The sequence below is a fragment of the Streptomyces sp. NPDC002680 genome, from assembly GCF_042889145.1.
GTDB classification, from domain to species: domain Bacteria; phylum Actinomycetota; class Actinomycetes; order Streptomycetales; family Streptomycetaceae; genus Streptomyces; species Streptomyces adonidis.
This window is the reverse complement of the sequence record NZ_JBIAQP010000016.1, coordinates 67,632-79,718: the sequence shown is the minus strand read 5'-3', so window position 1 is coordinate 79,718 and position 12,087 is coordinate 67,632. Positions and strand designations below refer to the sequence as shown.

The 12,087-nt window shown below is 68.8% G+C and carries 10 protein-coding genes; 3 read left to right on the top strand and 7 right to left on the bottom strand.

Annotated features, from left to right (window positions below):
• Nucleotides 1–33: 33 nt before the first annotated feature.
• Nucleotides 34–657: a TetR/AcrR family transcriptional regulator gene (locus ACFYXF_RS35690; protein ID WP_389356249.1), complete on the bottom strand. Its 624-nt coding sequence runs from the start codon at nucleotides 655–657 to the stop codon at nucleotides 34–36.
• Between the two features lie 226 nt (nucleotides 658–883).
• On the opposite strand from ACFYXF_RS35690, the gene ACFYXF_RS35685 reads away from it, so the two are divergent.
• Nucleotides 884–2,440 carry an MFS transporter gene (locus tag ACFYXF_RS35685; RefSeq protein ID WP_389356100.1) on the top strand — a complete coding sequence of 519 codons (1,557 nt, stop codon included), beginning with the start codon at nucleotides 884–886 and terminating at the stop codon, nucleotides 2,438–2,440.
• Between the two features lie 786 nt (nucleotides 2,441–3,226).
• Here the strand turns inward: ACFYXF_RS35685 and ACFYXF_RS35680 are convergent.
• The 3 genes from ACFYXF_RS35680 to ACFYXF_RS35670 all read right to left on the bottom strand — a co-directional run bounded on the left by ACFYXF_RS35680 (nucleotide 3,227) and on the right by ACFYXF_RS35670 (nucleotide 5,542).
• Complete coding sequence (locus ACFYXF_RS35680) at nucleotides 3,227–4,150, bottom strand: ADP-ribosylglycohydrolase family protein (RefSeq protein ID WP_389356098.1); 924 nt, start codon at nucleotides 4,148–4,150, stop codon at nucleotides 3,227–3,229.
• Nucleotides 4,151–4,161: 11 nt separating this feature from the next.
• A complete protein-coding gene (locus ACFYXF_RS35675) occupies nucleotides 4,162–4,821 on the bottom strand; it encodes a histidine phosphatase family protein (RefSeq protein ID WP_389356096.1) in 660 nt (219 codons plus the stop codon).
• 115 nt (nucleotides 4,822–4,936) lie between these two features.
• Nucleotides 4,937–5,542: a YdbC family protein gene (locus tag ACFYXF_RS35670; RefSeq protein WP_389356094.1), complete on the bottom strand. Its 606-nt coding sequence runs from the start codon at nucleotides 5,540–5,542 to the stop codon at nucleotides 4,937–4,939.
• A gap of 154 nt (nucleotides 5,543–5,696) precedes the next feature.
• On the opposite strand from ACFYXF_RS35670, the gene ACFYXF_RS35665 reads away from it, so the two are divergent.
• Nucleotides 5,697–6,230: a TerD family protein gene (locus ACFYXF_RS35665; RefSeq protein ID WP_389356091.1), complete on the top strand. Its 534-nt coding sequence runs from the start codon at nucleotides 5,697–5,699 to the stop codon at nucleotides 6,228–6,230.
• Nucleotides 6,231–6,239: 9 nt separating this feature from the next.
• On the opposite strand, the gene ACFYXF_RS35660 is transcribed toward ACFYXF_RS35665, so the two are convergent.
• The 3 genes from ACFYXF_RS35660 to nrdR all read right to left on the bottom strand — a co-directional run bounded on the left by ACFYXF_RS35660 (nucleotide 6,240) and on the right by nrdR (nucleotide 10,739).
• The gene (locus tag ACFYXF_RS35660) at nucleotides 6,240–7,037 is read right to left on the bottom strand and encodes a DUF2785 domain-containing protein (RefSeq protein WP_389356089.1); all 798 of its coding nucleotides are present in this window, start codon (nucleotides 7,035–7,037) and stop codon (nucleotides 6,240–6,242) included.
• Nucleotides 7,038–7,115: 78 nt separating this feature from the next.
• The gene (locus ACFYXF_RS35655; protein ID WP_389356087.1) at nucleotides 7,116–10,016 is read right to left on the bottom strand and encodes a vitamin B12-dependent ribonucleotide reductase; all 2,901 of its coding nucleotides are present in this window, start codon (nucleotides 10,014–10,016) and stop codon (nucleotides 7,116–7,118) included.
• A gap of 171 nt (nucleotides 10,017–10,187) precedes the next feature.
• A complete protein-coding gene (gene nrdR / locus ACFYXF_RS35650) occupies nucleotides 10,188–10,739 on the bottom strand; it encodes a transcriptional regulator NrdR (RefSeq protein ID WP_389356085.1) in 552 nt (183 codons plus the stop codon).
• Between the two features lie 510 nt (nucleotides 10,740–11,249).
• On the opposite strand from nrdR, the gene lexA reads away from it, so the two are divergent.
• A complete protein-coding gene (gene lexA, locus ACFYXF_RS35645) occupies nucleotides 11,250–12,029 on the top strand; it encodes a transcriptional repressor LexA (protein WP_053743545.1) in 780 nt (259 codons plus the stop codon).
• Nucleotides 12,030–12,087 lie beyond the last annotated feature (58 nt).

Below are 12,087 nucleotides of genomic sequence, written 5' to 3'. Positions count from 1 at the left end.
ACCCCACGCGACACCCCGGTCCCCCAGGCGACTTCAGACACTTCCCGTCCGCAACAGCGGAACCATCAACTGGTCGATCATCTCTTCGATGTCCGGCTCGCGCCATTCACTCGCGCACATCTTCGAGCGGTACATCATCATCGCCGGAATGGCGTCCAGGACATAGCCGTTGACAGCGTCGGGACGGGTCTCCCCGCGCGCGATTCCGCGGTCGATGATCTCCCGGAGGAGCCTCACCGTCGGCTCGACGAGCCCTCCGAAGATCACGCCCTGGAAGCGTTCCGCCTGGGGGCTGTCGCATTCGTGAATCACCGAGCGCAGCGCGAACCCGGGGCGCGAGAACATCGCCTCGCGCACCTGACGGCACAGTTCGAGGAGGTCGTCCCGCACGTTCCCGAGGTCGGGCGCCAGGTCGAAGCGCGGCAGCCCGGCCTGGAGCGCGTCCGCGACGAGGTCCTCCTTCGAGGGCCAGCGTCTGTAGACGGCGGCCTTGCCGGTCTGGGCGCCGGCGGCGACGCCCTCCATCGTGAGGCCGTTCCAGCCGACCGTACTGAGCTGCTCCAGCGCGGCGTCGAGAATCGCGCGTTCGAGCACGGCGCCGCGCCGGCGGGGGGAGGCCGTCTGAGCGGGGGCGGCCGTCCAGCGCGAAGTAACCATCTGATGTGTCTCCAGCAAGCAGGGATGAGCGGGCGGTGCGAGGATTATCAGGATTGTCGGTATTGAGGGGATCGCCGACCAGGTGAATCGCAGAGATTACCCGGGCGACCGGAGTGCGACACGGCGGCGGCTTCAGTGAACGCTTGCGTTCACTGTCGGGGACTCACTACCGTTCGACGCAACAGTGAACGCGAGCGTTCACTAGTGCTCTTATGGGGGACCCATAGTGACTACCTCTTCATTGATGAAGGACCGGAAACCTGGTGCGGCCCGCCGGGAGGGGCATCCCGGCATAGCGCTCACCGTCATCGCGGCCTGCCAACTCATGGTGGTACTCGACGCGACGATTGTGAACATCGCGCTGCCGCACATTCAAGACGCGCTCAAGTTCAGCACCACCGACCTCACCTGGGTGGTCAGCGCCTACACGCTCACCTTCGGCGGTCTGCTGCTGCTCGGCGGCCGGGCCGGTGACATCCTGGGCCGCCGCCGGGTCTTCCTGACCGGCATCCTGGTGTTCATCGCCGCCTCGCTGCTGGGCGGACTCGCCCAGGAACCCTGGCAGTTGCTGGCAGCGCGCGCCCTCCAGGGCGTGGGTGGCGCGATCGCGTCGCCCACCTCGCTGGCGCTCATCACCACCACGTTCGCCGAAGGCCCGGAGCGGAACCGGGCGTTCGGGGTCTTCGCCGCCGTCTCGGCGGGCGGCGGCGCCGTCGGTCTGCTGGCCGGCGGCATGCTCACGGAGTGGCTCGACTGGCGCTGGGTGCTCTTCGTCAACGTACCGATCGGCCTCGTGATCGCCGTGCTCACGCCGTTGTACATCAGTGAGTCCGAACGCCATCCCGGCCGCTTCGACCTCGTGGGCGCGCTGACCTCGACGCTGGGCATGGCGTCCCTCGTCTACGGCTTCATCCGCGCGGCGGAGCAGGGCTGGCGGGACAGTCTCACCCTCGCGTCGTTCGGCACTGCGGTGATCCTGCTGGCCGCGTTCGTCCTCGTGGAGATGCGCGCCAAGGAGCCGATCACCCCGCTGAAGATGTTCGCCGACCGCAACCGCTCGGGCACGTACGTGATCATGCTGAGCCTGGCCGCGGCGATGTTCGGCATGTTCTTCTTCATCGTCCTCTTCGTGCAGAACGTGCTGCTCTACACGCCGATCGAGGCGGGCCTCGCCTTCCTTCCGGTGACCTTCGCCATCGCCATCGGCGCGGGCCTGTCGCAGCGGTTCCTGCCGGTCCTCGGGCCGAAGCCGTTCATGGTGGTCGGGTCGGCGCTGGCCGCTCTCGGCCTCATCTGGCAGTCCTTCATCAGTCCCGACAGCTCGTACGTCAGCGGGGTGCTCGGCCCGATGCTGGTGTTCGGCTTCGGTATGGGCCTGAACTTCGTGACGCTGACCCTGACAGCTGTCTCCGGAGTCGCCGCGCACGAGGCGGGCGCCGCGTCCGGGCTGCTCAACGTCACGCAGCAGGTGGGCGGTTCGCTCGGCCTGTCCATCCTGACGACGGTGTTCGGCGCGGCCAGCCGCAACGAGGCGACGAAACAGGTGGCCGACTTCATGGCCGAGGCCACGCCCGAACAGAAGGCGGAGTTCGCCAGGACGAACCAACTCCCCGCCCCCTGGAGCCACGAGGTGCTCGCCCACGGCATCTCAACGGCCTTCATCCCGGCCGCCGCGATGGCCCTACTCGCCCTCGCCACCGCCTGGTTCGTCATCCGCGTCCGCAAGAGCGACCTGGAGGCTCTGTCGGGCACGGCGAGCACCGCGGGTCCGGCGGGCGGCTGATCTCCCGGCAGCGGGCCCGCAGGCGGCGCCTGTGGGGTCGCGGCGAACAACGGCAGCCGTACGTCGCTCCGAGCACCGGAGCGACGTACGGCTGCGTGGCCCCCACCAGCCTGTCGCCCGACGACGTCCGGTGCCCTGCGGTCACTCCGCCGGCACGCGTACGTCACTTTGCGCGCCGTGTCAGCAGCGGCGCTGCGGGCCGTGCTCAGGCATCGCCCACGCGGACGGCGTCCCGCGGCCTGGCGACGCCACGGCAGCGCCCCGCGCCACGGGCGCCCACCGAGACAGCCACGGCTGCGCGGCACCTCGCCAGGCTCTCCCTCGCCCCAGTTGCGCGCTCCTGGACGTGCACGCACGCGCGTGCCGCACACCGTCGAGGCCCCGGTCGACACCGCGATCGACTTGGTGCCCCACGCTCGCGTTCCGGCACCACCGGTGACCGTCCCGCCAACGAGGAGGTGTTCCGCGCCGCACGCGCGCGTGTGCGGCACCGCCCCTCTCCGGCCGCAGCGACGTCTCCGCACTCGCGGCACCCCCACCCGGCCGCGCAACCCCGGCCCCAGGCCTGGTGCGCGCGTGCGGCACGTCGACGCCCGCTCAGCCGAAGTGCGGCTCACGCGACTACCCCGCGCCGCGCGTGGAACGGGCGAGCCGCACGCCCGGCCCCTCCACAGGACGCGAGTGCTCTCCCGGTCCCACGCGTGCGCGTGGCCGCACCTCTCCGTCTGCCCCCGGCACTAAGGACTCCCCGCCCGAGCCCGCCCCAGGGGCCCGCACACAGCAGGGCTACGCCCCCGTCGGCGCCCATTCCGGCAGCGCTTCCGTCCGTTCCAGCCACGCCGACGGCGGTGCGCCCGCCTTCCCCGCCGCGAGTACACCGCCCACGATGGCGCAGTTCGTGTCCACGTCGCCGCCCGCCTGGGCCGTGGTCCAGAAGGCCTCTTCGTAGTCGCCCAGGGCGCGCGCGGCGGACCAGAGCGCGAAGGGCACGGTGTCGTGCGCCGACGTACGCCGGCCACAGCCAAGTACTGCCGCGACCGTGCTCGCGTCGGCGTAGTCGAGCATGTCCCGGGCACGCCGCAGCCCGGCGGCGACGGCGCTTCGCGGGACGAGCGCGATGACGCCGTCGAGGAGCGCACCGGGGCTCGGCGGGCCGTCCGAGGAGGCGGCCAGGGCGGCGGCCGCGGCGACGGCCATGGCGCCGACCACGGCCTCGCGGTGCTGGTGCGTGGGGTAGGCCGAGATCTCCGCCTGGTGGGTCGCCTGCTCCGGATCGTCCGCGTACCAGGCGCCCAGCGGAGCGATGCGCATGGCCGCGCCGTTGCCCCAGGATCCCTGCCCGTTGAACAGGGCGGAGGCCAGCTCGCGCCAGTCGCCGCCCTCCCGGACCAGCCGCAGAAGCCGGTTCACCGCGGGACCGTACCCACGGTCGAAGTCGTGGTGGTGCGCGAAGGAGTGGGCGAGAGCGTCCTGGTCGATGCGGCGGTGGGCGGCCAGTACGGCCACCACGGAGCACGCCATCTCCGTGTCGTCGGTCCACTGCCAGGGGCCGGGCGGCAGTTCGCGGAGCCCCAGCAGCGGGTGGTTCACGGGCACGAAGAACTGCGACCCGAGCGCGTCCCCCACCGCGAGCCCGCGCAGGCTGGCCAGGGCGCACTCCAGGCGCTCGTACGAATACGAGGTGGAAGCAGGAGAGGAGTCAGCGGTCATCGCCTGCCACCCTAACCGCTGATTCCGTACGATTCCGGGTCACGCCAGCGCTCGAACGGCCGGTCAAGGGTGTACCTGCCGTCACTCCCGAGAACGAGCATCCGCATCTCCGCGTTCCCCGGATTGGACAGCGACTCGAATTCCGCGACCGTCCAGTGGAACCAGCGCATGCAGAACAGCCGCATGGCCAGACCGTGGGTCACCAGCAGCACATTGGGCGGATGGTCGGGGGCCTCGAAGCTGCGGTAGAGACTCTCCAGGAAGCCGCCGACCCGGTCGTACACATCGGCGCCGGACTCCCCCTGGGCGAACCGGTAGAAGAAGTGCCCGTACGCGTCCCGGTACGCCTTCTGCAGCTGTACGTCGTCCCGGTCCTGCCAGTTGCCCCAGTCCTGCTCGCGCAGCCGGGGCTCCTCGCGTACGCGTATGAGGTCGGGGTTCAGACTGAACGCGCGGAGGGTCTCGTGGGTACGGCGGTACGGGGAGACGTACACGCTGACCTGCTCCCGCCCGAACACCTCGCGCAGCCGTTTGCCTGTCTCCTCCGCCTGCCGCCAGCCTCGTTCGGTGAGGGCCAGGGCATGGTCGGGCTCGCGTTCGTAGACGGTGTCATCGGCATTGCCCATTGACTCGCCGTGCCGGACAAGGACGATGCGCCGTGGTCTTACCATGCCAAAACCCTAGATCGGGTCGGCGTCGAGCGGGCACTCGCACGGTCTCTATACGGCGTATGTCACACATGTCGTGCGCATTGGAGCACTCAGAGTGCTGATCTGATGCCGATCCTCAGACTATCCAGCTGGGTTCCAGCTCGACGATGTCACCGGCGAGGGCTGCGACATCCGCCTCCAGTTGCGCCCGCAGCGCCAGCCGCTCCACGCGTTCGGCCCGGTACTTGCCGTGCTCGGCGGCCGACTGCCACATCGACAGGATCAGGAACTCGTTCCCCGGCGCCTCGCCGAACAGCCCGCGCACCATGCCGGGCGAGCCCGCCATCGCGGGGTTCCAGACCTTCTCCTGCATCAGCGCGAAGTGCTCGGCGCGCTCCTCGTGGACACGGCAGTGCGCGACCCGTACCAGGTCGGAGTCCGTGAAGCGCGGCTCGAAACCGGTCTTCACGTCGAACCGGTGGTCGAAGAGCTTGACCTGCTGTTCCTTGAACGTGCCCGACTGAGTGGTGGCGAGCCGGTCATGGGACCGGGCCATGAAGGAGTCGTAGAAGGCACGGCTCTCCCAGAAGGCGAAGACGTGTGCCACACCGGGACGCCCCCGGCTCCAGCCCCCGCCCTGCCCCCGGAATCCCGGCTCCCCCAGAAGTCCCGCCCACTTTCGCTGCCCCCGTTCGAAACCGCGGCGGTCCACCACGGTGCAGCGAATCCACTTGACCAGCACCGCGCCATCGTAAGGCCACGGAGCGTGGCGCCGGTCACGCTCGGGCGGAGTACAACCGCGCGAGCGCCCCCGCGCGCGTGGCACGATGGACAACCAGCTGTGATGTACCGGCAGTTGGAGCGAGCGCACACGGCGAACGGGGAAGGGAAGTCTGGTGAAGGCCCTCAACAAGGGGATCCGCAAGGCCGAAGTCTCACTGAAGTGGGATCCGAGTCCGGCGGGGCAGCCGCCCACCGATCTCGACATCGTCGCCGCGACCTACCCGGCGACCGATCCGTACGGCGATCCCGCCTATGTGGTGCACTTCGACAGCCGGTCCCCGGACGGCACGATCACGCTCAACCGGGACAGCAAGGACGGCAAGGGCTTCGGCTGGGACGAGGTCATGACGCTGGAGTTCGACCGCCTGGCCGCGCAGTACACGCGCGTGGTGGTCGGTGTCATCATCCAACAGCGTTCCACGCACCGGACGTTCGTGAGCGTCATCAAGCCCGGTCTGCGCATCCGCGAGGGCTACAGCGTCCTGGCCGAGGACGACTTCGGCAGCGTTCTGGGGTCTACGGCGGCCACGGTCGGGGAGTTCGTCCGCGACGAGACCGGTTCGTGGGACTTCCACGCGGGCGTCCAGGGCTTCGAGGACGATCCCGCGACGTTCACCAGGACGATGGGCCGCACACGTCAGACCTGATTTCTCCCCTCAAGGGGAGGGCAGGTAGGGCGTGACGATCGCGAGGGTGGCGACCAGGGCATCGAGCACGGCCTCCCGATGGGTGACCGTGCTCGGCGGGCCGTCCCCTCCCGGTGCCAGCAGTCCGCGGTCCACCAGCAGATAGAGCATGCGCAGCGTACGCATGGTGTTGGAGGCCCACGGGGGAACCGGCCCCGGCTCCCCCGTCCGGAACGCCGCCGAGACCGTGTCCAGCCATCCCACGGACTCGGCGACACCGAGCCCGGGCCGGCACAGAACCTGGGCCAGCGCACGGGCGATCCGGTCGTCCTCCTGAGCGTCGAAGACATGGTCGGTGCCGGCCAGCAGCCGCGGGACGGCCAGTTCGAACAGCGGTGCGGGATCCTGCTGCGGGCGCCGGGCGAGAGCCGCCAGCAGATCGGCGCCGTGCGCGGCGGCGTGCACCCAGCCGAGCGTGGTGTCGTACCCGCGCAGATCGGCCTCCCCCGGGTACCACCCGGCGAACGCCTCCCACCACTCCTGGCGCCAGTCCCCCACGTCGACGATCCGCGCGAGGACAAGGGGAGCGAACGCACGCGCCTGAACGCCGGGATCGTCGAACAGCCCGGCCATTCGGTCCCCGAGCCACCGCCGCTCCGCCGCGTCGAGGTCGGGTATCCAGCGGACAGCCGTGACATAGGCGCGCTCGTCACGCACCACGGGATCCGGGGAACGGAGATCCACGACCAGCGCGTCGAGAGCGGCCGCCCGAGCAGCCGCCGAAAGCTCACCGATCTCACCGTCGTGACGCTGCGACTTGTCATCCATGGACGGAGATTACGTGGCCCACGACACGACGAAGGAGGGGCACCGGCGCGAAGCCGGTGCCCCTCCCTCACTCACTGGTCAGCTGCAACCGCTGGTCGACCCGCAGCCCTCGCAGATGTAGCAGGACCCGGCCCGCTGCATCTTCGTGCCGCAGGAGAAGCACAGCGGGGCGTCCGCCTGGATGCCCAGCTGCATCTCCACCAGTTCGGCGCTGGTGTGCACCTGCTGCAGCACGGGCGCGGGCGTCTCCGCGGCCTTCGGGGTCGCCACGGCCTTCAGTTCCTGCGCGCGGGGCGCCGACTGGGCCAGGCCCTCGATGTCGACCTCTACATCGTCGATGGATGGCTCGTAAGAACCCGTCTCCAGATGACGCTGGCGCTCCTCAGCGGAGTGGATGCCGAGGGCGGAACGCGTCTCGAAGGGCAGGAAGTCCAGCGCGAGGCGACGGAAGATGTAGTCGACGATCGACTGGGCCATGCGGACATCGGGGTCGTCCGTCATACCGGCCGGCTCGAAGCGCATGTTCGTGAACTTCGAGACGTACGTCTCCAGCGGCACGCCGTACTGCAGACCCACCGAGATGGCGATCGAGAAGGCGTCCATCATGCCCGCGAGGGTCGAGCCCTGCTTGGACATCTTCAGGAAGACCTCGCCGAGACCGTCGTCCGGGTAGGAGTTGGCGGTCATGTAGCCCTCGGCGCCGCCGACCGTGAAGGACGTCGTGATGCCGGGACGGCCCTTGGGGAGGCGCTTGCGGACCGGGCGGTACTCGACGACCTTCTCGACGGCCTCACGGATCGTCGCCTCGGCCTTCGCGGTCACCTCGGTCTTCTCGTCCTCCTTCTTCTTGACGGAGAGCGGCTGACCGACCTTGCAGTTGTCGCGGTAGATCGCGAGCGCCTTGACGCCCATCTTCCAGGCCTCGAAGTAGATCTCCTCGACCTCCTCGACGGTCGCCGTCTCCGGCATGTTGACCGTCTTGGACAGGGCACCGGAGATCCAGGGCTGGATCGCGGCCATCATGCGGACGTGGCCCATCGCGGAGATGGTCCGCTCGCCCATGGCGCAGTCGAACACCTCGTAGTGCTCGTGCTTGAGGCTCGGGGCGTCGATCACATGGCCGTGCTCGGCGATGTGGGCGACGATCGCCTCGATCTGCTCCTCCTGGTAGCCCAGGCGGCGCAGGGCCTGCGGGACCGTGCCGTTGACGATCTGCATCGAGCCGCCGCCGACGAGCTTCTTGAACTTGACCAGCGCGAGGTCGGGCTCAAGTCCCGTGGTGTCGCAGGACATCGCGAGACCGATGGTGCCGGTCGGGGCGATGACGGACGCCTGCGCGTTACGGAAACCGTTCTTCTCGCCGATGCGGACGACGTCCTGCCAGGCCTCCGTGGCGGCGGCCCAGATCGGGGTGTCCAGGTCGTCGATCCGGACGGCCTTGTCGTTCTCGTCGGCGTGCTGCTTCATGACCCGCAGGTGCGGCTGCGCGTTGCGGGCGTAGCCGTCGTACGGGCCGACGACCGCGGCGAGTTCGGCGGAGCGGCGGTACGAGGTGCCGGTCATCAGGGAGGTGATGGCACCGGCCAGGGCACGGCCGCCCTCGGAGTCGTACGCGTGACCGGTCGCCATCAGCAGGGCGCCGAGGTTGGCGTAGCCGATGCCGAGCTGGCGGAACGCGCGCGTGTTCTCGCCGATCTTCTGGGTCGGGAAGTCCGCGAAGCAGATGGAGATGTCCATCGCGGTGATGACCAGCTCGACGACCTTCGCGAAGCGGTCGATCTCGAAGGACTGGCGGCCCTTGCCGTCGTCCTTGAGGAACTTCATCAGGTTCAGCGAGGCGAGGTTGCAGGACGTGTTGTCCAGGTGCATGTACTCGCTGCACGGGTTCGAGCCGTTGATACGGCCGGACTCCGGGCAGGTGTGCCAGCGGTTGATCGTGTCGTCGTACTGGATGCCCGGGTCGGCGCAGGCCCAGGCCGCGACGGCCATCTTGCGGAAGAGCTCCTTGGCGTCGACCTCCTCGATGACCTCGCCGGTCATCCGGGAGGTGAGCCCGAACTTGCCGCCCGCCTCGACCGCCTTCATGAACGTGTCGTTCACGCGGACCGAGTTGTTGGCGTTCTGGTACTGGACGGACGTGATGTCGTCGCCGCCCAGGTCCATGTCGAAGCCCGCGTCGCGCAGGGCGCGGATCTTCTCCTCTTCCTTCACCTTGGTCTCGATGAAGTCCTCGATGTCGGGGTGGTCGACGTCGAGGATGACCATCTTGGCCGCGCGGCGGGTGGCGCCGCCCGACTTGATCGTTCCTGCCGAGGCGTCCGCGCCGCGCATGAAGGAGACCGGCCCCGAGGCGTTGCCGCCGGAGGAGAGCAGTTCCTTGGAGGAGCGGATCCGGGAGAGGTTCAGGCCGGCGCCGGAGCCGCCCTTGAAGATCATGCCCTCTTCCTTGTACCAGTCGAGGATCGACTCCATGGAGTCGTCGACGGCCAGGATGAAGCAGGCCGAGACCTGCTGGGGCTGCGGGGTCCCGACGTTGAACCACACGGGGCTGTTGAAGCTGAAGATCTGGTGCAGGAGGGCGTACGCCAGCTCGTGCTCGAAGATCTCGGCGTCGGCGGGCGAGGCGAAGTACTTGTAGTCCTCGCCGGCCTTCCGGTACGTCTTCACGATGCGGTCGATGAGCTGCTTGAGGCTCACCTCACGCTGCGGGGTGCCCACAGCGCCGCGGAAGTACTTGCTGGTGACGATGTTGACCGCGTTCACCGCCCACTCGGCGGGGAACTCGACGCCACGCTGCTCGAAATTGACCGAGCCGTCGCGCCAGTTGGTCATGACGACGTCACGGCTCGCCCACTCGACCTCGTCGTACGGATGCACGCCGGGGGTGGTGTGGATGCGCTCGATGCGCAGCCCCTTGCTCGCCTTGGTGCTGCCCTTGGCGCGGGAACTCCGTGCCGGACCGCTCGCCGTCTCTGTCATGCCGCCTCCCTGTATCGGGCAAAACGCCCAGAAGTGTCACGTTGTTCCCATGACACGGTGTTGTTTCTCGTGCTGCGGGCACCCTTCGACGCCGCCCGCAGCAGGTCCTTGGATCGCCGTCACCCGGCCGGGGCCGAACTCCGAACACACCGTCCGGGTCCGGCCCGCCGGTCAGTCGGCGGCGTTGGCGGGCACGGGGACCTGAGCGGTCCCTCCGCTCCCGCGGTCGTCTTCCTGGCGCCCCACATCCGGGTCTTCTTCGTCCTCGGCGGGGCGGCGCGATGTTTCCCTGAGTTCCGCGACGGCGGCCTCGAAGTCGTCCAGCGAGTCGAACGCCCGGTAGACGGACGCGAATCGCAGGTAGGCGACGAGGTCGAGTTCCTGCAGCGGACCGAGTATGGCCAGCCCCACGTCGTGGGTGGTCAGCTCGGCACTTCCGGTGGCCCGCACCGCTTCCTCGACCCGCTGGCCGAGTTGGGCGAGTGCGTCCTCGGTGACAGGTCGTCCCTGGCATGCCTTGCGCACGCCGTTGATGACCTTCGTACGACTGAAAGGCTCGGTGACTCCGGACCGCTTGACCACCATGAGCGAGCACGTCTCGACGGTCGTGAACCGGCGAGAGCAGTCGGGGCACTGGCGGCGCCTGCGGATCGACGTGCCGTCGTCGGTCGTACGACTGTCGACGACGCGGCTGTCGGGGTGCCTGCAGAAGGGGCAGTGCATGGTCTCCAACCCTCCCTCACAGCAGACTCAATGGCCTCTCGGAACCCCTCGGGCCCCTCGAAGCAGCCCCCAGCATAGGCGATGCCCGAGGGACCGAAGACCCGGGGGACCACAACTTCTGGGCTACTGCCGCAATCCAACCACTAGATGTGGGGATTGGCCCGTACATCCATCGCGTATCCGCGTGTCGCACCCGTATTGGCATGTGCCGCACGGCCATACCGCTGCGGAACATGCGGAGATACGGTGAGAACCGCGCGCGACGAGGGGCGAATCCCGGTTGACGGGCTCCCGGGTGGCAGACTTGGGCACCGGCCCACGAGGCCGTCACCTCGGCGGTGAAGGGTACAACAATCAGCCCTTTTGTCCGCCCGGCACGGCATGAGCCATACACCCAAACATCTGATCGCGGCAGGCCATCCTCAATTTTTCACTCGAACGTGTGTTTGGCGCAACCTTTCGAAAGCAACTACCGTTGCACTGCACGGGAGACCATCGAGAGGGGCCGACGTGACCACCACCGCAGACAGTGCCACCATCACTGCCCAGGACCGCTCCCAGGGCCGACTCGAGCCGGTGCATGCGATGAACGAAGCCACGAATCCCGAGGGACACAAGCGGTCCCTCCCTGGGCGACCTCCAGGAATCCGAGCGGACAGCTCGGGACTCACCGACCGGCAACGGCGCGTGATCGAGGTCATCAGGGACTCCGTGCAGCGACGCGGTTACCCGCCGTCGATGCGCGAGATCGGGCAGGCAGTCGGCCTCTCCAGTACCTCATCGGTCGCACACCAGCTCATGGCCCTGGAGCGCAAGGGATTCCTGCGCCGCGATCCACACCGCCCGCGCGCCTATGAGGTGCGTGGTTCCGACCAAGGGGCTTCCGTGCAGCCCACGGACACCGCGGGCAAACCCGCGGCGTCCTATGTCCCACTTGTGGGACGGATCGCCGCCGGCGGTCCCATCCTCGCCGAGGAATCGGTCGAGGACGTGTTCCCGCTCCCCCGCCAACTGGTGGGCGACGGCGAGCTGTTCGTCCTGAAGGTCGTCGGTGACTCGATGATCGAGGCCGCGATCTGCGACGGCGACTGGGTCACGGTCCGCCGCCAGCCCGTCGCGGAGAACGGCGACATCGTGGCCGCGATGCTGGAGGGCGAGGCCACGGTCAAGCGCTTCAAGCGCGAGGACGGCCATGTCTGGCTCCTCCCGCACAACTCCGCGTACCAGCCGATCCCCGGCGACGAGGCGACGATCCTCGGCAAGGTGGTGGCGGTGCTCCGCCGCGTGTGAGAGCTGCGGGAGGCGGCGGGTCTTCGGGACCCGCCCCCGACCGGGCCCCGGGACCCCT

Excerpts from the sequence above, each read along its gene's own strand:
- nrdR (WP_389356085.1), bottom strand. The coding sequence starts at position 10,739 with ATGCACTGCCCCTTCTGCAGGCACCCCGACAGCCGCGTCGTCGACAGT.
- ACFYXF_RS35680 (WP_389356098.1), bottom strand. The coding sequence starts at position 4,150 with ATGACCGCTGACTCCTCTCCTGCTTCCACCTCGTATTCGTACGAGCGC.
- ACFYXF_RS35655 (WP_389356087.1), bottom strand. The coding sequence starts at position 10,016 with ATGACAGAGACGGCGAGCGGTCCGGCACGGAGTTCCCGCGCCAAGGGC.
- ACFYXF_RS35675 (WP_389356096.1), bottom strand. The coding sequence starts at position 4,821 with ATGGTAAGACCACGGCGCATCGTCCTTGTCCGGCACGGCGAGTCAATG.
- ACFYXF_RS35660 (WP_389356089.1), bottom strand. The coding sequence starts at position 7,037 with ATGGATGACAAGTCGCAGCGTCACGACGGTGAGATCGGTGAGCTTTCG.
- ACFYXF_RS35690 (WP_389356249.1), bottom strand. The coding sequence starts at position 657 with ATGGTTACTTCGCGCTGGACGGCCGCCCCCGCTCAGACGGCCTCCCCC.